This is a genomic window from Pigmentiphaga litoralis (genome assembly GCF_014651835.1).
GTDB lineage: Bacteria > Pseudomonadota > Gammaproteobacteria > Burkholderiales > Burkholderiaceae_B > Pigmentiphaga > Pigmentiphaga litoralis.
In genome coordinates, this window is record NZ_BMXQ01000001.1 from 2,617,038 (window position 1) to 2,635,399 (window position 18,362).

Annotated in this window: 14 protein-coding genes; 8 read left to right on the forward strand and 6 right to left on the reverse strand. The window is 52.1% G+C overall.

Going from position 1 to position 18,362, the window contains the following annotated elements:
* Positions 1–36: 36 nt before the first annotated feature.
* The 8 genes from IE116_RS11845 (at position 37) to IE116_RS11880 (ending at position 8,916) form a co-directional block, all read left to right on the forward strand.
* A complete protein-coding gene (locus tag IE116_RS11845) occupies positions 37–918 on the forward strand; it encodes an NAD-dependent epimerase/dehydratase family protein (RefSeq protein WP_189612656.1) in 882 nt (293 codons plus the stop codon).
* The gene (locus tag IE116_RS11850) at positions 915–1,943 is read left to right on the forward strand and encodes an NAD-dependent epimerase/dehydratase family protein (protein WP_189612658.1); all 1,029 of its coding nucleotides are present in this window, start codon (positions 915–917) and stop codon (positions 1,941–1,943) included. The genes IE116_RS11845 and IE116_RS11850 overlap by 4 nt, the downstream gene beginning before the upstream one ends.
* Before the next feature lie 158 nt (positions 1,944–2,101).
* Positions 2,102–3,079 (forward strand): glycosyltransferase family 2 protein, encoded by a 978-nt coding sequence (locus IE116_RS11855; protein WP_189612659.1) that lies wholly within the window; start codon positions 2,102–2,104, stop codon positions 3,077–3,079.
* A gap of 60 nt (positions 3,080–3,139) precedes the next feature.
* Positions 3,140–3,775 (forward strand): acyltransferase, encoded by a 636-nt coding sequence (locus tag IE116_RS26125; RefSeq protein WP_189612661.1) that lies wholly within the window; start codon positions 3,140–3,142, stop codon positions 3,773–3,775.
* Positions 3,776–4,054: 279 nt separating this feature from the next.
* On the forward strand, positions 4,055–5,326 hold the full coding sequence (locus IE116_RS11865) for a lipopolysaccharide biosynthesis protein (protein WP_189612662.1): 1,272 nt from the start codon (positions 4,055–4,057) through the stop codon (positions 5,324–5,326).
* The gene (locus IE116_RS11870; RefSeq protein ID WP_189612664.1) at positions 5,323–6,336 is read left to right on the forward strand and encodes a glycosyltransferase family 2 protein; all 1,014 of its coding nucleotides are present in this window, start codon (positions 5,323–5,325) and stop codon (positions 6,334–6,336) included. Before IE116_RS11865 ends, IE116_RS11870 begins: the two co-directional genes overlap by 4 nt.
* Positions 6,337–6,660: 324 nt before the next feature.
* A complete protein-coding gene (locus tag IE116_RS11875; protein ID WP_189612666.1) occupies positions 6,661–7,797 on the forward strand; it encodes an NAD-dependent epimerase/dehydratase family protein in 1,137 nt (378 codons plus the stop codon).
* A gap of 234 nt (positions 7,798–8,031) precedes the next feature.
* Complete coding sequence (locus IE116_RS11880; RefSeq protein ID WP_189612668.1) at positions 8,032–8,916, forward strand: glycosyltransferase family 2 protein; 885 nt, start codon at positions 8,032–8,034, stop codon at positions 8,914–8,916.
* Positions 8,917–9,029: 113 nt separating this feature from the next.
* Here IE116_RS11880 and IE116_RS11885 read toward each other — a convergent pair whose 3' ends face one another.
* The 6 genes from IE116_RS11885 to IE116_RS11910 form a co-directional block, all read right to left on the reverse strand.
* Positions 9,030–10,019, reverse strand: coding sequence for a WaaS/CpsH family glycosyltransferase (locus IE116_RS11885; RefSeq protein ID WP_189612669.1), 990 nt, complete (start codon positions 10,017–10,019; stop codon positions 9,030–9,032).
* Positions 10,020–10,150: 131 nt separating this feature from the next.
* Positions 10,151–11,275: a glycosyltransferase family 4 protein gene (locus tag IE116_RS11890; protein WP_189612671.1), complete on the reverse strand. Its 1,125-nt coding sequence runs from the start codon at positions 11,273–11,275 to the stop codon at positions 10,151–10,153.
* 192 nt (positions 11,276–11,467) lie between these two features.
* Positions 11,468–12,472: an acyltransferase family protein gene (locus tag IE116_RS11895; protein ID WP_189612673.1), complete on the reverse strand. Its 1,005-nt coding sequence runs from the start codon at positions 12,470–12,472 to the stop codon at positions 11,468–11,470.
* 104 nt (positions 12,473–12,576) lie between these two features.
* A complete protein-coding gene (locus IE116_RS11900; protein WP_189612675.1) occupies positions 12,577–13,905 on the reverse strand; it encodes a hypothetical protein in 1,329 nt (442 codons plus the stop codon).
* 334 nt (positions 13,906–14,239) lie between these two features.
* Positions 14,240–15,436 carry a Wzz/FepE/Etk N-terminal domain-containing protein gene (locus tag IE116_RS11905; RefSeq protein WP_229828112.1) on the reverse strand — a complete coding sequence of 399 codons (1,197 nt, stop codon included), beginning with the start codon at positions 15,434–15,436 and terminating at the stop codon, positions 14,240–14,242.
* Between the two features lie 3 nt (positions 15,437–15,439).
* Positions 15,440–17,929, reverse strand: coding sequence for a polysaccharide biosynthesis/export family protein (locus IE116_RS11910; protein ID WP_229828113.1), 2,490 nt, complete (start codon positions 17,927–17,929; stop codon positions 15,440–15,442).
* Between the last annotated feature and the right edge of the window lie 433 nt (positions 17,930–18,362).

The window sequence follows — 18,362 nt, forward strand, 5'->3', positions numbered from 1 at the left end:
CAGGGCCTGTCGCTACCTCAATTTTTGGCATTAGAAATGAAGATACTGCTCACTGGAGCTACAGGTTTCCTGGGCAGCGCGCTGGCGCGCCGCTGGGTCCATGCCGGTCATGACGTCACGGCGATAGTCCGGTCGGCGTCAGCAGAAAAACTGAAAAGCCTCGATATAGGCGATTTGGTTGCAGCTGCATACTCGTCGGATGCAGATGTCGAAGAAATCGTCCAAGCGTCCGCGCCGGACGTCATCGTAAACACCGCATGCTCATACGGTAGGAGCGGCGAGTCGCTATCGCAAATGCTGGATGCGAACGTTCGCTTCGGCGTACTCCTGCTTCAAAGCCAGCTAAAAGGTGTCGGCGTGGGCAGGTTCATCAACACTGGCACAGTGTTAGAGCCGTCGACGAACTTTTATGCGCTAAGCAAGTGGCAAATGACTGACTGGGGCGAATCGGTAGTCAAGGTTTTTCCAAACCAGATCCAGTTCATTAACGTCCTTCTGCAGCATATGTACGGACCGCACGACGCAGCCACAAAGTTTACAACCCACGTGTTGCGCTCCTGCCGTTCCAATATGTCCAGACTCGATCTGACGGCCGGTGAGCAGCTGCGGGATTTTATCTACATTGATGACGTTGTGGACGCGTACGACGTTCTGGTGAACAGCTTCGAAAAGCTTGCTCCGTTTGAACACATCGAAGTCGGATCAGGCGTCGCCCCCTCGATCAGAACGTTTGTAGAAACCGCTCATCGGGTAACTGGCTCCACAACCGAACTGGTATTCGGCGCGCTACCGTACCGCGCAAACGAGGCGATGTCTTGCTGCGCGGATACCACTCGCATGCGCGAACTTGGCTGGGCACCTGCCTTCGACATTGAAGCGGGTTTGCGAAAGACACTCAATCTGGAATCACCTACATGAAGATTTTAATCACCGGCGGTTGCGGCTTCCTTGGCAGCAATCTCGCTGCCCATGCGCTCGAACATGGTATAGACCTGTGTGTTTTCGACAGCCTGTACCGCAGCGGATCCTTGAGCAACCTCCATTGGCTTCAATCCAAAGGTAATTTCTCGTTCGTGCACGGCGATATTCGCAATACGAACGACGTTGATCGAGTAGTCGCGTCGTTCATGCCCGACGTCGTCTTCCACTTAGCCGGTCAGGTCGCTATGACGACATCAATCGCTAACCCGAGAATGGACTTCGAAGTCAATGCTCTTGGAACTCTCAATGTGCTGGAGGCAATCCGGAAACATTCGCCAGCAACAGGCATCATTTACTCATCCACAAACAAAGTCTATGGCGATCTGGAACAGTATGCGTATCAGGAAACGGCGACACGTTATCAATGCGTTGAACGCCCGCGCGGATTTGATGAAACCACACCGCTAGATTTCCACTCGCCCTATGGTTGTTCGAAAGGTGCTGCTGATCAGTATCTTTTGGACTACAACCGAATTTTCGGCTTGAAAACTATCGTCTTCCGACACTCTTCGATGTACGGCGGGCGTCAGTTTGCAACCGCTGATCAAGGGTGGGTCGGCTGGTTCTGCCAGAAGGCAGCTGAAGCTTCGCATGGTTCAAAGACCAGCTTCACGATATCAGGCAACGGCAAGCAGGTTCGGGATGTACTGCACGCCGATGACATGATTAGCCTGTACTTCAACGCCGCCAGCCGCATTAATGAGGCTGCAGGAAATGCATTTAACATCGGTGGGGGTATAGAGAACAGCCTGTCCTTGCTGGAATTGTTTGATGTTCTGTCGGAAGCCATCGGTACAAAGCTGAATTATGCCAAGCTACCACCGCGCGAAAGTGATCAACGCGTCTTCGTAGCTGACTTGGCTAAGGCCAAAAGCATGCTGGACTGGAGTCCCCAGGTAAACGCGAGAGATGGCGTGGTCCAAATGCTTAAGTGGGTCGACCAGAATATTGTAAGAACGTAGGTTAGATTAGGTTGGCCTAGGCGCGCCCAAGCACCTTCCAAACGAAATGCCGCTTAAGGCGTCTAGCCGTTTTCGTGCCAAGAGACCAATTCTTCGCTTTGTGTTTAGTGCGCCTCTGCGATTGGCAGAACAGTACGCTTACCCGGTCAACAGTACTCATGAACACCAAACTAACGATTTGCGTCCCGACCTATGGGCGTCCGACGATACTGCATGCCACTTTGCTCGAGCTCATCAAGCAGGCTAGGCCTCATGCCATTGAAATTGTCATCGCGGATAACAGCGAAGACGACAAAACGCGCCATGCCGTTTCGTCGCTTGGCTCGGTATACCCTCATATTCGATACGAAAAAAACGAAGTTAACGTGGGACTTGATCGCAACTTCGTAAAAGTCGCATCAATGGCTAATACGGAATTTTTCTGGATATTCGGCGACGACGACCTTCCTGTTCCGGGAGCGATCGACAAAGTCCTATCAGAGATCAGCTCGAATCCGACGGTCGGTTTCTTTCTGATAAATAGCATGGCAATGAGCGCGGACATGAGCCAATGCCTCGAGGAAAACCTCACTGGTGTTTATTCGGATAAGGTGTACACAGACCACCGCGAGTTCTTACGAGAAATCTCCTGGTACACGACCTACGTGGGAGCGTTTGTGGTGCGACGCACTCTCTGGAACTCAGTTAAATCAGAGCGGTACCTCGATACTGTGTTCGTACACGTGGGGATTATATTTGAGGCTCTTTGCCGCACTCGACAGCCAGCCAAGTTCGTTGCTGCGCCTTTGATCCAATACCGAACCGGTAATGCGACTTGGATGAAGAGCTTTCTGGACATCCAGTTCCGCCTCTGGATGACCGTCATAAATTTACTGCCGACCGATTGTTACGATCTTCCGACCCGAAGGATCGCTGTCCAGAAGGTGGTTGAGCGATTCGTCAAAGTCCGTACTCTTGCAAGTCTCAGGTCTACCAGCAGCTTGAATTGGCAATCATTCAAGAAGAGCGTTTATCCATATTTCGCGTTCGCAGACAAGAAACGACTATCGACTTGGCGGATTGTAGGTGCCAGCGTTGCGCTGTTGCTGCTGCCGGTTGCGCCGCTACGGGGACTAAAGACCTGGGTGAAAGGATAGAGATTACGGTGACTCAAGTTCCCGCAGAGTACGATCCACCTTTACCAGGCCTTTATGTCCATGTTCGTCAAAATTGCTCGTTTCATTTGCGCTCCCTACTTTGAAAAGCGATACAAAATAGGCTGCCTTGCAGCTCGCGTGGTTACGCAAACCTTGTATAGAACGCAGTTCCAATCGGTCGGCAATCGTACGTGGGTTAAGAAGCCGTCCCAAATCTTCAACCCGTCCAACATTGCCATCGGGAAGGATGTTCGTATCGAAGCCGGCTGCGTCCTGTACTCGGTGAGCAAGTACGCCGAGGCGACGTACGACGGCAGGATAACAATTGGTGACGGGGTCTTTGCTAACAACGGGCTCAAGCTAAGTGCAGTGTCCAGCATCACGGTGGGCGAAGGCGTCGCCTTCGGCTACAACGTATTCATCACAGATTTCGATCACGACTACACCGACTTGGCCATTCCGATTCTGGCAACACCGTTAGTGACGAAAGGGCCAGTATCCATTGGAAAGCATAGCTGGATCGGCGCGAACGTATTTATTTCAAGTGGCGTTCAGCTTGGTCAACACTGTGTTGTGGCGGCGAACAGCGTCGTAACCAAGAGTTTTCCTGCTAATTCTGTAATCGGCGGAAACCCCGCCCGTATTATTCGCCAATTCGACGCTCAGGAGGGCGCGTGGGTTACAGCCAAAGCATGACCATCCTTTTATGTGCAGCAGTGTCATAGGCTTGCCGTTGCGTGTCTTTCGAATCTTTCTTTACCTCCCGCGGCGGCGCGCAAGCATGCCTTAATGTGGTAGCGCGTCCTCGGGTGCGAGCGTGAGTTCGCAAGAGCGCCGCCCAAGCTCAGGTAGTGCCGAGCGGCTCGCTCCTTAGACTCATCAGCCGCTAAACCCGCAGACTCTCATCCTCGAAACCGTGGCGACGACGTCATTAATCCCAAGCAATCCGAAAACTAGCGTGAGCAACGTCAACACATGTTCTCCAAACTTAGCGCAGTAGCCATCAGGGCTGTTACGCTGTTGTTGAGTGTCCTCTCAGTAACAATCATCGCGCCTTTTTTGGGCATCACCGACTTGGGTCGTTTCGCGCTGATTCAGTCGATAGTCATGTGGACCAGCCTCTTCGGACTGGGCCTTATCGAAACGTGTACGGGCATAATAAACAAGTTTGACCAGCGAAAGTTTTTACGCGGTTCAAAGACCTATTTGGATACTTCATTCCTGGTAGTGACCGCCGCCAGCGCGATAGTTTCCGTCCCACTGCTCGTGCTAGCGCTCCCATGGAGTTGGCACAGTGCTGCGACGGCCGAACTGCGACCGTTTGCGACCGGGATTGGACTTTCTCTCGCAGCTGTCCCGTTCTCTTTGACCCAGGGACTTCTAAACGCCCGAGGTGAGATCACCAGGAGTATGGCATGGGCATTTTTCACATCCGCCTTAACCGTCGGATCGATGCTCGTGGTCGTGCGGCTTGTGCAGGTTGAACAGCATCAACGGCTTTTCGCGATTACGTTGGCCTATGGATTGGCAATGTTGCTGGCGCGAGCATCCATGCACACGCTCGAGTCCTACCGCGCTTTCGGAACAATCACTGTCCGCGCAAAACCGTCGTTACGACGGCTTCGGTTGCTCTCCAGATCTGCTTACCCGTTCTTGCTACTTAATACTGCAGCTCTTGCCGCATTCCAGATAGATCGAGTCGTTTCGTTTTATTTCCTGTCTCCCGAGGACACAGCCAAACTTGACGTGGCGATGAAAGTTATTATGGCCGTCTATACCCTTAACACTGTGTTTATAGCAAAGCTTTGGCATACGGTGGGAAATGCGTGGAATGTCCATGACAAAGGAGGTGCACGCGCCGTGCTAAAACAGTCGATGCTGAGCACCGCCGCTTTCTGGACGGTAATGGGAACGGCGATCATCTTCACGATTGATCCGATTGTATATAAGCTCACCGGCGGAGCTGTTGAGCTATCCGATCCCTACTTTATTGTCGCAGCTGTGGCATTCATGGCAGTTAGGGCGCTAGTTGACTCGGTAACCATCTCGATCTTTGCCACCAGGAACCAGCATCGCACCGTAGGCGCTGTGCTTACCCATGGCGTCCTCAATGTCCCTCTCTCCATTATGGGCTGCATTCTTGCAGGTCTGCCTGGCATCATGATCGCCCAACTTCTGTCTCTTGCAATAACCACCGGTTGGCGATTTCCGATCATTTTTCGGCAGCTAAGCAGGGAGAAGATGTGAAACTTGAATTCGTTGAATCCGCTGCTTCCGCAGGAAATATTACGCAGCCTCGTTTAACGATCGGCATCCCAACCTGGAATAGGGAGCTGCTGCTCAAGGAGCAGCTTCAGCTGCTGAGCGCGTGCGCCACTGAAGACGTGGAAATTCTCGTTTGCGACAACGGGAGTACCGATCAAACCTGGGAACTCATTATGAGATTTCAGGGCGATACTGCGCATCGGTTCCGTGCATTGCGAAATGGCACTAACCTAGGTGCCGACGTTAACTATTTGAGGGTCCTCGAAGCGGCGACAGGCCAGTGGGTGTGGATGATTGGCGACGACGATCGGATAGATTTCAGTCTGCTGCCCGAGATTCTCTGTGAACTAGCGAATACCAGTACGTCAACACTTCTTTTGCTGGATACCCATTCCTCAGATGGAGTTGGCACTCAGCATATCGTTATCGATCGTTATTTCGCCAGTGACTACGATCAAGTCGGAATGCATGTCCTACAAGTCGGTAGGATGGTTTGCCGAAGCCAAGCAATTCGGCCATTCCTGAGAGATGCCTACGCCAAGTCGCTTGGCCATCTACATTCTTATAGTGCTATCTACGGCCCGCTGATATCCCGCGAAGGCCTTAAAGTGCTAGTACTACCGATACTTACAGAGCACGAGGCCGACTTACCCCGTTGGAATCTAATGAAAGGATTTCTCGGAGCGTGGGAAGCGTCACTGACGATGTACGAGGGTTTTCAAGAGCAATCAAATTTACGTGAAACGAGGTTACGCCAGAAGCCGCTGCTTTGGATCGCCATTGGTCATTTTTTGCAACGGAAGCCCTTGCCACCGAGCGCGTTCAAGCTGATGTACAAGCGTTTTGACGTAAAGGGCAAGATAGCTCTATTGTCGCTGAGACTTGGCTTTGGCCTAGCTCCCGGCTTGGCGAACCACATACTACGTAAGCTGAAACCGGGCATGTATCCGCAGTTGATCTCAAGCGTTCCAGACCGGGCGCCGGACTACTAGGCGCTATAGGTAACGGTCGCCGCACGCACGATGGTGCAGCGTCAAGGCGCTGTCGTCGTCCAAAACGAAGCTTATGACACGAGAAGTCAGCTTTGATGCTTAATGGTCGACAACAAGGCCAGTCCAAGTGGCGGCGCTGCCTTAAGCGCTTATGCGCTCACACTTTTCTGCATTTTTGCGGTGCGATTGCGCAAGCTCAGCCGATCTTAAACGGAGACGTTTGATCTGGGTGGTCAGCTCATGCGACAGGCGTTTTTTTTTCTAGGTAGTGAAGTACTGCACAGGTACTTCGAGGTCAAGTATCTCTAACGTATTGGATTAATCATGAAAGTTCTAATAACTGGTGGGGCCGGATTTATCGGGTCAAATCTTGCTTTGCACCTTGTCAGCCTGGGCCACGAGGTCACCGTATTGGACAACTTGTCCAAGCAGATTCACGGTGCCAATGCAAAGAGCACGTCGGAGCTTTATCTTTCTATCGCTGGCCACGTCCAGTTTGTTGAAGGGACAGTTACAGATAGGGAATGCTGGCGATCCGCCTTGCAGGGCCAGGATGCCGTCGTACACCTTGCTGCAGAGACCGGGACGGGCCAGTCGATGTACGAGATCAAGAAGTACGTCGACGTAAACGTCGGTGGCACCGCAATCCTTCTAGATTTGCTCGCAAATGAGGGTCATTCCGTGCAACGGGTTGTAGTTGCTTCGTCACGGTCTATCTACGGTGAAGGGAAATACAAAAATCAGAACGGTCAATACGTCTATCCCGGCGCGCGCACGGAAGCCAACCTAGCAGCTGGCAAATTCGAGCACGACGACCCCGAATCGGGCGAGCCGCTGATCCTGACTGCAACGGACGAGGAGTCGAAACTCCATCCTTCATCTGTTTACGGAATCACCAAACTTAACCAAGAGCAGATGGTGCTTACGGTCTGCGGGAGCCTCGGCATCGCTGCCACAGCGCTTCGCTACCAAAACGTATACGGCCCTGGCCAATCGTTAAGCAATCCCTACACCGGCATCTTGTCCATCTTCTCTACTCGGATCAAGAACGGCAACCCGATAAGCATATTTGAGGATGGCCTCGAAAGCCGGGATTTCGTTTACATCAGTGATGTTGTCCAAGCGACAACGCTTGCTTTGCTGCGTGATGGAAAGGACAGCAAGGTCTTCGGGATCGGTTCAGGCGTCGCAACAACTGTCAAGGAAGTCGCAGAACGCCTTATCGAGGCTTACCACGCGTCGGTCCCAGTCACGACTACTGGCGCGTACCGGTTGGGAGACATCCGTCACAATTTTGCGGACCTTACAAAAGCACGCAAAGAACTTGGGTTTGAGCCTAAAGTCAGTTTTACTGAGGGGATCAAACATTTCACGGCCTGGGTCAACAGTCAGGCAGTGCAAGTTGACAAGTACGAAGCCAGTATTGCCGAAATGAAGGCTAAGGGTCTGTATAGGGGCTGATTTAGCTTGGCCTGCTGACGCAATTACACCAGTCGCTTTACTGGCTGGTATATGCAGAGAGCGCATCGGGCGGGGAGCGGTAGTCGCTAGGCTTGCGAATGGCCTCGCAACATCGATCCGATTATGCTACCACCCCGATTCATCGCGTGTCCGTTTGCCTAAACGGTGTGACGTGCCAAGGGCCGCGACTTCGAGGCTACCGAAGCATACAACGCCGGAACTATCGAGAAAATTATGATTAAAGTTGCCGTTGTCACCGTTCTATTTAACAGCAACGATGTCTTGCCGGGTTTTTTCAGCAGCCTCCATAGCCAGCGAAATATCGACCTGTCGGTTTTCGTGATCGATAACAGTGCCACACGGGAAGGATGTGAAATCTCGACGAAATTAGGCGCCGAATACGGCATCGCCGTCACCACAGTGTTCAACGATGCAAATCTAGGCGTTGCTAAAGGCAACAATCAAGGGATCGAAATGGCCCTTGCAGCGAACGTCGACTACGTTGTTTTATCGAATAATGATGTCGAGTTTGGCGACCCCAACATGATTGCTGGGATGATCGATGCCATGACACGGGAAGGCGTTTCGGCCAGCGTACCAAAAATGCTTTATTTTGGTACGCGAACGATTTGGTGCGCCGGCGGCCATATTTCGAAGCTTAAAGCTATCTCGCCGCACCTGGGAGATATGGAAGAAGACGCAGGACAGCACAACACTGCTGGCGTCACCGAATACGCGCCGACCTGCTTTATGATTTTAAAACCCGAAGTGTTTCACGACATCGGGTTAATGGATGAGCAATACTTCGTATATTATGATGACACCGATTTCGTATGGCGTATGCGTCAGCGTGGGCACTCGATCCTGTATGTTCCGACCTACGAACTTTTCCACAAAGTAAGTTTTTCAACCGGCGGCAATGACAGCTTGTTTAGCCTATATTATGCCACTAGGAATCGTTTATTCTTTGCGCGCAAAAATCTTCCTGCTTTCTTAAAATTAGTCGCGATTTCGTATACCACTGCTGCAATGGCAGCTAAGAGCTTACGGTTCACACCTGACCGCCGGAGAAAAGTCTTCCAAGCACTGATCGACGGAATTTCGACAAAGCTAGTATGACCGCTGACTTCAACGCATAGCCGTCGACGTCTCGGTAAAAAATGTCGGACGGTTCGAGTGTTCCCAAGTCGCTCGTAAGAAATTTAAACTCGTACCAACTTTCGTCCTTTATATTACTCAAACACCTCGTTTAGCCAACTTTCCAAGCTGTATCTGTATAGGACGTTCTGCTTTATCGGTATGAACGGGGTGACGAGGAATTCCGGTGGTACGAAGGGCCGATCGCGGTCGATCACGAGTACGTTATTAGCGTCGTAAAAGTCATAGTTCTTTACGTCGGCGTTCGTTGTAATAAGCTTTTTTCCTGATGCCATTACCTCGAGGGTCCTCATCGTCAGCCCTCGCTGCACTTTTCGTTCGACGTCAGCAATTGCCAACGACTGCCGGAACAGAGCCGCATTCTCGGACGCGGACAATGGAGTGAATTTAAACTCCTCGTAACGTGCGCCCCGTAGTCGCCGATCCATCAGCCTACGTCCCCAAAAAACCAGTTTGCTAGCCAGGAACAAGTAGAAGTGCACTCTGGCGCCGTCCGGCAGTGCTCGTTGAAGTCTCTTTAGGATGGGGTACCTGTCAGTATGAGCCGTACCAACGAACAACAGGTCTATGACCGGATCTGGCGAAGCCGTTATTGATACATAGGAATCAGCGAAGAAGAGCGGCCTAAAACGTACACTAGGCGTACTCGTTGCATCGATTGGATCGAAGGTGAGTACGCTATCGAATAGAGGCAGCTTAGCAAAGGCGCCCTTCGAATTCCTGAAACTGTCCCAAAGATAAAATATCTTTTTCGCACGCGAAAACTTCGCGAATAATTCCTTGGTAATCGCGACGCTCATTCCCTCTCCTTTGATAACTAAAATAAAGTCAAAGTAACCAGGGGGATGGCTCGAGATCAGCTTCCTGAAGTACCTATCTGACCACGGCTTAAGAAGGCCGGGATGAATTCGTGTAACTACCTTCGTGGCGGTGTTTAGGGATGGTCGGTCGCCAAAAAAAATTACCTCAGCGCCTTTATCTCGCAACTTCGCAGAAATTTGCCGCTCGTAGCCGAAAAAATTCGGCATTATCAAGAGAATTTTTTTATCGTGAAGGTCGGTCATTGAGAATTCGGGGAAAGAGATCAGCGGTTAATTCGGATCCGAGAATGCAAGTTAGGTCCTGACACCCAGACGCATAATGAGTGCAAGGCATTGAAAGGGCCGACTAAGGTGACCCCTGACCCCGTCTAGTATTATGTTAAATGGGTCAACAGATTCCCTGCAACCTTCCGGGGCTCGTAAAGAGCTCGTATCTTGTGACTGCGTTGTAAAGTATGAGCTCGAGACAGCGGGTCAGCTAAAAGGTCGAGCATTCCGCTAGCCCACATATCTACACTTGTCGGGTCTGTTATGTAATGTGCCTCGCCTAATGTGATTTCTTTGAGCGAAGCAATACCGCTTAGAAGTGTTGGAACGCCAAGGCCCAAAGCTTCTATCGCCGGCATGCCAAACCCTTCGTAAAGCGAAGGCAGCGCGAAGAGCGCAGCGTTTCGATAGTAAGTACCCAACTCGGCGTCTGATACGTAGCCTAACAAGCGCACCCGTTTCGCTGTTTGTTCGGATAAAGACCGAGTGACGAACTGCTTATTTTCTTCGGACTGTTTTCCAACGAGGTATAGCTGCACCCGCGGATCGGATTTCGCTACTAGTTCGAACGCGCGTAAAAGGGTGACTACGTTCTTATGCGGGAATTGATGGCAAACAGTAAGAATGTAAGGGGCTTCCGCCGCCACAACGGCACCTGCCGTCGCCGAGCCGTCTCCAAATCTTTCGAAGTCGATTGCGTTGTATATCACCCGACACTTCCGGCCGAACTCATCGCCAAAAAATTCAAGAACTTGTTGCCTTTCAAACTCTGATATTAGGAAAACCACGTCCGCGCGCTTAAACATTCTTGGCAGATAGTAATCCAGCCATTTTTTCCTACGATCAGAGTGATACTCCGGAAGCAGTTTGTACTGAATGTCGTGGAGCAAAACTGCCGTCGGCTTACGTCGACCCCAAGCCGGAGGCACAAAATAGTTCGGATACAGTACCCAGCTATCGTCGGCACGGCGGAGTTCAAAAATCGACTCCTCAAGGAAACGGCCGCTTTTAGGCCCCGGTATGCGGCAAGTCATTTGTGTGGCTACGCGACTTGTTTGTATCCAAGCCCGGAATTCCGGAGCCAGACGGCGCTCGTCAGAATATGCTAGGGTGAGTCGTGCAGACGCTTGATGTAAGCCCTTCGCTAGATTATACAAAGAGGACTCGGTACCGCCAATTTGCTGATGGTGGATCGTATGAAAGGGGATCGAAATTTGAACTTGATTCGTCATTAAATGTTTACGTCAGATCTCGCTGGCATCATTACTGGTGGTGTCGCTCCGACTAGATTGGTCAGAGCGGGAATGAGGCGCCATTTTTACTAAGCTTCTCCAGTCAACGCTTCCGAAGGGGCCCACTACCAATTCCATGATGAGATTTGGAAGAATAGGTAGCTCGTGCAGCCTCCCTTCCTTAGAAAAGAATCAACTTGTTCGACGTCGCAACCAAGGATTTTCCACGTATTTCCATGAAAGCAGAGACAGCAACAAGACAATCAAACACAATGCAAACGTCGAAGCGTATGGATTAGCAGCAAAAAGCCCGAGACTTACGGCCACTTGGACGAGGGGGAAATGATATACATAAATCCCGTATGACATGTCACCATACTTGCCAAATCTGCCAAAATGCATTGCGTTTAAAGCAAACCAAGACACTGAGGCTGCCAGCCCGAATGGCCCCAAAGAGATCTGCAAGTAATCATATGGCACGTTGTAAATAACGATTCCGGTCAAGGCAGCCCACCACGGCACAGCGCGGTTCGACTTCGCCCAGAAATAGAAAAACGCCCCTGAGAGAAAGAAGCAAAGCTGTCCGGGGAGTTGTTTTCCAAATCGGCTATACACTTCATCCCCCGTCGCGTCAAAAAGGTACAAAAATCCGACTCGGTATGTGACTGAAAGCACGTAGCCTATTAAGAGCACTCGGGTCGTGCCAAGTCTTCTGCACGCAATTAGAAGAAATGGAACGAGTGCATAGAACATTATCTCAATTTTTAGCGTCCACAGCGACCCGTTCATGCCTACGTCGACGTGATCGCTAAAGACGCCTGGCAAGCTCACCTGCTTGAAGTTGAGGAAAATGAGGTTGTAGGCGAGATACCTATATGTTTCGCTCGACGTGAAGAATTTATGCAATTCGAGCTTGGTAAACAGGACGCCGATAAGAAACGTAAATATTATCGCAACTAGATAAGCAGGGTAGACGCGCCGGAGTCGCTTAATCGCATAATCGAAAATAGAACTAGCCCTTTCGCAGCTCATACAGATAAGAAAGCCGCTTATGACGAAGAACGCATTCACCGCGAAAGCTCCTGAAATGAGCGTCAACGGTCGCAATTCTTCCGCTTCGGACAACATTCCAATGTGAAATAACATGACCATGAACGCGAGCGCAAACCGCAGTAGATCAAAATTATTAGTCTTCATTTCTGTTAACTGAGATTCCATTCGGTCGTGAAGTTCAAGGTGCCCGGCCGGGCCGAACCGTTGAGCTAGGACACTCGACGCCGGCGTTGTGGTTCGTTACGTACTTATTTCGGAGTTGCGGAAGGCGTTGCCCTCGCCAACTTAGACATGTATCGGCCTGGCATGAGCACTATGCGCTTCCGCTGAAGTAGAAATATGGAAATAAGCACAGCCGGAAACAAGTACAAGCTCCAGATGTAAAATGCGGACAGTGGTATGAGAGCGTAGCTAAGTACCACCGTTAGCACAGCGAGAACAAAAGGGTCGTCTGTTGCCAATATGATTTTCTTGGCTATGCGCATGAAGCAGCCGAGTACGAAGCCTGATAGTGCCGGAACAACCACCACACCGACCCATCCGAAGCTAACGTAGCCCCACAATGAGACGGGCAGGCGTAGACCTCCTGAGACAATCTCTGTGACATCAGCGCCGTCATTAAGCTGGTCCAATGTCCACACGGAAGGGTTCCATTGATAGGAGAATGGGACTAGGCCACCTAGGAAGGTTCGGCCGAAAGTCCAAGGTGAGCCGTGCGAGACAAAGGCCTGCAGCAAGTTCAGTTGATCGACCATGTCAGGTGCCCCCGCTGCGACGAGGTCTGCGAAACCGTAAGTACTGTCACTCACTGTGAATGTTTGCAGGCCGGTCAAGAGCGACAGAACGTAATTAAAGATGCTACCGGCGAGATTGACACCGATGACGAACAAAAAATATAAAATGAACCAACGCCTCTTCCGTACGGCCAGTACTCCAACGGCGAAAATCAACCATATTGCTGCCGCGCCTTTCGCCAGCGACACGAGAATGAGGAAGCCAAGTACGACGCTGGCAGCTAAGAACCATCGTTTCTTAGTGATAAATGAATAAACCGCGGCGATTGGCATTACGAAGATGGCGATCATGAAGCCAGATCGAAAGATCCACGCTGCTCTCAAGTAACTGTCCCGGTACTCCCCTTTGAATTGCTTCGCAGACAACGGGTCGGCAGCAAACATCGGTACGAATCCCATAATGGCATACCCGAGGATCAGGGAACCGATCGCGACTATGAGCAAGATCTTCAACTGCTTCGCTGCGTTGCGCTCAAAATGCGCTGTTTTAAAAACTGCTATTTTGTTGACTATCCACTGCTTGCGTAATGAATAAAAGCGCGAAGCCTGGAGGCCGGCTAAGTAGGCAATCCCACCGATGAAGGAAGTCCAGACATACAGATCAAGGATATCTTCAGAAAATCCTGTGTAGTATTTGGTGAATAGTCCTGGGATAATATAGCCGATTACTATAAACCCGGCCGATACATGGGTAACGATGTTGGTACGGCTGAACCATATAGAGTATGCACCGACCACCTGGATCGATAAACTCCACACCAATATCAGGTTATAGACAGACATGTTTGCCTTCGGGTACTTGGGCGTTTCTCATTGCCAGCCTGACTCTGCGTACAGTCGGCTGTAATGTTCAAAGTCGCGTCGCGAAAGAAGCAACTAAGATTAGCGGAACTATGTGTGCAGTTGCTTCTACGAGCTGCGGACGACGGCTCTCCGCTGCTTCCAGTGTGGTGAACCAAGAGTTCGCCCCGGGATGTATGCAGCAAGCAGCATGACAGCGGTTGCTCGGCGCGAAGCCAGGCCAGCATTACGCTGCTAGAGTTGGGAGCATCGATGTAATTTGCGATGCTCCTGCGGTGTACGATTGCCTAGCGGTGAAATGCCAGCTGTCCCAATTTCAAACTCGGCCCAACGCTTTGGCAAAAGTGAGTCGGAGTCGCCCCAGCTTCGCTGCGGTAGCAGGGTCATCTTTACCGGCCCAAAAGATCTGGCGCATGAAAACGAATATCAGAAGGAAAAATCCTGTCGCCAACGAGGTGGCGACCGCAATGGTTGCGCGCTTTGGCTTTGACTTAAGTTCTGGAGGTGTTGCCTCGTCGACGACTTGAATTGACGCGCCCTCTCGGCTCTCGTCGATTTTCGCAGTTTCAAACTGCCGCGCGAAGAGGTCAAACAACGTTTCCTGGTATTTGAATTCGCGGTACTTTGCGATGTAATCATTACCGCTCGCGCTAGTCGCTGGCTGTGCCTTTTCAGCCTTCGCGAGTTGTCCTCTTAAGGCAGATAGTTCAGCCTGCGCTTGCCGATATTCGGGAGCTGACTCTGTGAGATAGCTGCGCATTGCAGCCAGTTTTACTTCTTGCGCTGTCACCTGAGCTCGCAAACGAGCGGGCCCCTCTAAAGCTGTCGAAGGATTGGCATTTAGGGCGGACGGACTTACTCCGCTTGCGGCTAATGCTTGTTCGGCACGAATCAAATTGTCTTTCGTCGAGGCCAGCTGTTTCTCGAAGAACACCCGACGTTGCTGCGCTTCAGTGATAGCGAGTCGATTAAGGAGCGCGCCCAATTCATCGACGTATGCGTTTGCCACGCGTGCCGCGAATTGAGGATCCGCGTCATCGAAATCGATACTTATTAATCCGTCTTTACCAGCCGTAATACGGGTGCTCCCTTCTAGCTGCTTGCGAGCGGACTGCCGGTATTCCTGCTCATAGCGCTCTTGGAGTGAGAAGCGGTCTATTACGGAGTCCTGCACGGTGTTTGTTTTAAGGAATGCGACGTACTGATCTGACGGATTTTTGATTCCTGCAGCGGCTCCTGCTAGTCCCCCTAGCCCTCCAAGCGACTGAAGCATGCCGAATGCTGCACTCTGTTGTTGTTGAGGTGGCAAAAATCTCGAGGTAGCTGTAAAGGTCGGTGTGAGCGTGAAGCTGATCCCCAGCGCGATCAAACCGACGACTAATGGGCCAAGAACTAGGAGACGGAGGTTTTCTGCGATAACCTGTATTACGTCGATCAGGCTAAGCTCATCATCATCGAGCGCATACAAGCCGGATCCCTGGTCTGGCATGTTTTTTACGTGGGTTTGAGTCATTCTTTACAGATCCCTAATAACGCTAAGTGCCGCGACGCCCAGGCCCAATTGCGAGAAGATCTGCGTCCAGTCCTTGAGTTGTCGAGCAACAAAGTTACCCGTGGTTTCTCGGTCCAGCTTCTCCGGCACCACGATAGTGTCGCCAGGCATCAAGGCTACAGACTGAACACCGCTGCTGAAAAATCCGCTGCCCGAGGCCAGTATGCTGCCGTCAGCCCGCACGACAAACAACTGTTTTAGATCGGCTTCCGGTCGCACACCAGCAGATTTGATGACCTCGCCAACAGTCCGGCCATTTTTATAGATAAAGACGTTTTCGTTATTGATAGCACCCACTGCGGAAACGAAGCTCGGTACTGTTGGTACCATTACCCGGTCCCCGTCTTCCAAAGGCAAATCAGGCAATGACGCAACGCTCATAGCGGCATCGCCTGCAGGCATCTCTAAGGCGATCCGACCGTTACTCCGAAGTTTCCTGAGGGCTTCTAGCTGCGAGCGGGCAAGGGCTTGCTGCTGCTGAGCCACAGCAGCTTGTGCTGCGGCATCGGCCGTATTTCTATTGGCCATGATGTAAAGAATTTGGCTTTGTTGTTGCGACTCCAGCCGACGTATGAGCAAGTCAAGGTTCTGCTGCTGCTTCTGGCGCACAGATTCCCGATCGACTTCGATTCCATACACATAGCCTTGCGGCGTTATGCCACCGACTCGCTGTATGAGCTGGCTCATCGTTTCGCCTGGCAGTACTTCATAGATGCCCGGTGCGCTCACTTCACCTTCAACCCGGACCAGTCTGGTACGCTTTTCCGCCGGCAGACGCAAATCATTCTGGCTCAGAATGGTTACTACGTCGCCAGGTTGCAGGACCAAGTTTTGACTTTCGTCCCCTTGCAGGACAGCGCGACCGAGGTTAAATGGAATCAACTGAGTCCGGAGCTTGTCTCGGTCAAGTCTTTCAACAACCGCGTAGTCCCAGTTAATTTCATCAACCATACTGCGCACACGGCGATCGACTTGGTTTCCCGCTTTAGTTGCGTCGGAACCAAGCGCTTCCGCATTCTGAACGAGCAGGTTTTTACGGACGTAGTAATCAGCCGTGATGAGGGCATCGCGCTCCGGAATTAAGTCCCTAACTTTCATTCCCCTGAACCATCGATACCGAAGCGGGGCCGCCACGTTGCCCTGTAGCGTGACTGCATTAGCAAACGCTGGACTGATTCCCAGCAGAGTGACGATGTCGCCGTCGCGCAGTGGCATTGCGAGGCCGGCATTGTCTAAGACCAAGTCCTGAACCTGACGTGGAGGGGTCTGCTCCGGCACCACGCGTTCGATCAATGCCTTGTGCGAAGTTGCGAGGGTCGGTACGCCGCCACCAAGAGTAAGAATATCGCCTAGTGAGTTGCCGACGTTCTGTCCTGGCTTAAGCTCGTAGATGGCGGCGTTGTCCAGCGCGCCTGCAATGGCTACTCGCGGGCCGACGGGTGGGATGACAATGACGTCACCTGACGCCAACGGTACGTCGCGTCCCTTTTCGCCTCGGCCAATGAAGTCGTAAAGGTCAAAGGTAGTCACCACCTTGCCGCCACGCTTCAACTCGATATTGCGCATGCTGCCGTTTCCGTTCGGCCCGCCGCTCGCAAACAACGCGTTTACAAGGGTACCGAGACTAGACAGGTTGTAGGTGCCCGGCTGCTGCGCTTGCCCCACGACGTAGACCTGGATGGACCGCAGCTTTCCCAAGCTCGCATTCAAGTTGAAGTTCGTGAACGTTCTACCAATGTTTTGTCTCAGGACCGCTTCGACATCTCCGACACGCGTTCCGGCCAGGTTGACGACGCCGACGCGCGGGATGCTTGCCTGCCCATTCCGATCAATCGTGACGCTGCCTTTGTAGTCAACGCCGCCCCACACCTGGACCTGTAGCTCATCGCCTGGTCCGAGAACGTAATCGTCTCGCGCAGGAGCGCCGCCATCGGGCGCATAAGTGACTTCAGGAAGGTCGAAGAGATCCTGGCCATACACAGGCAACAGGCGGCCTGTCGACTGCTGGACAAACTGCTGAAATTGACTGATCTGCCGTTGACGCGCAGACGTACGAGTGTCTTTTTTTGGGGACCGCGCGGCTTCCGACCCTGACTCACCGTTCATGTTCAGGTCTTGTGGCCCACGCGAGTCCCGTAGCGTATTGGGCCCGGAATCCAGCGAGTTGTTTCCTGCGCCTCCGATCGGCGCGCCAGGCGCCATGCCAGGCATGTTCGCGCCTGTGGAAGGTCCTGTTCCCATTCCTCCGCTATTCGTCGCGCTAGTTGCGCGGGCGCCGTTCATTCCTGATCCCGTAACTGAGCTCGGAGAAACGTAGGTGCTTCCGCTGGACGTTGGCGCAGTGCTGCCCAGGCCGTTCAACGAAAACTGCGCAAAGGCAGACGTACTGACCAGCGCAGCGAATGCAGCTGCTGCTGTGCCGCGAAGCGGACGGTTAAGGTAGGTGTAGGTCATTATCTGCAGAAAAATGCGCCCCGTCGCCGCAGGCTTAGACACAGCGGTTGACAGGAGAATTGTGGATTCGGACGAACGACGCAAAGTGAACGGGTTGTTGCTCGGACAGCCATCCCACTCGCCGACGCGCCTGGAAACTTAGGGCATCGTCCTGATGGAGCATGGTCGAATGAGTAGTGCCGTCGAAAGATGAACTATGGTCTGAACAAGCGTCTGACACCCGCAGGAGCGGCTGTCTTCGCGCGATGGGGAGTTTATCAGAGGGCTGGGGGAAATCATTATCACAATCTACTACGGCCGGTGAAGCCGTCCTTTGCGGCTATTGCTCCACCATCCAAGTTCGCTCCAAGCTTGACATTGCAGCCACGCCTTATTCCGTCGCGCTTCCCTCGTAATGCCCGGTTCAGCACACTGGCCATGCCGGTGGATTACC

Excerpts from the sequence above, each read along its gene's own strand:
- IE116_RS11845 (WP_189612656.1), top strand. The coding sequence starts at position 37 with ATGAAGATACTGCTCACTGGAGCTACAGGTTTCCTGGGCAGCGCGCTG.
- IE116_RS11850 (WP_189612658.1), top strand. The coding sequence starts at position 915 with ATGAAGATTTTAATCACCGGCGGTTGCGGCTTCCTTGGCAGCAATCTC.
- IE116_RS11855 (WP_189612659.1), top strand. The coding sequence starts at position 2,102 with ATGAACACCAAACTAACGATTTGCGTCCCGACCTATGGGCGTCCGACG.
- IE116_RS26125 (WP_189612661.1), top strand. The coding sequence starts at position 3,140 with ATGTTCGTCAAAATTGCTCGTTTCATTTGCGCTCCCTACTTTGAAAAG.
- IE116_RS11865 (WP_189612662.1), top strand. The coding sequence starts at position 4,055 with ATGTTCTCCAAACTTAGCGCAGTAGCCATCAGGGCTGTTACGCTGTTG.
- IE116_RS11875 (WP_189612666.1), top strand. The coding sequence starts at position 6,661 with ATGAAAGTTCTAATAACTGGTGGGGCCGGATTTATCGGGTCAAATCTT.
- IE116_RS11880 (WP_189612668.1), top strand. The coding sequence starts at position 8,032 with ATGATTAAAGTTGCCGTTGTCACCGTTCTATTTAACAGCAACGATGTC.
- IE116_RS11885 (WP_189612669.1), bottom strand. The coding sequence starts at position 10,019 with ATGACCGACCTTCACGATAAAAAAATTCTCTTGATAATGCCGAATTTT.
- IE116_RS11890 (WP_189612671.1), bottom strand. The coding sequence starts at position 11,275 with ATGACGAATCAAGTTCAAATTTCGATCCCCTTTCATACGATCCACCAT.
- IE116_RS11895 (WP_189612673.1), bottom strand. The coding sequence starts at position 12,472 with ATGAAGACTAATAATTTTGATCTACTGCGGTTTGCGCTCGCGTTCATG.
- IE116_RS11900 (WP_189612675.1), bottom strand. The coding sequence starts at position 13,905 with ATGTCTGTCTATAACCTGATATTGGTGTGGAGTTTATCGATCCAGGTG.
- IE116_RS11905 (WP_229828112.1), bottom strand. The coding sequence starts at position 15,436 with ATGACTCAAACCCACGTAAAAAACATGCCAGACCAGGGATCCGGCTTG.
- IE116_RS11910 (WP_229828113.1), bottom strand. The coding sequence starts at position 17,929 with ATGACCTACACCTACCTTAACCGTCCGCTTCGCGGCACAGCAGCAGCT.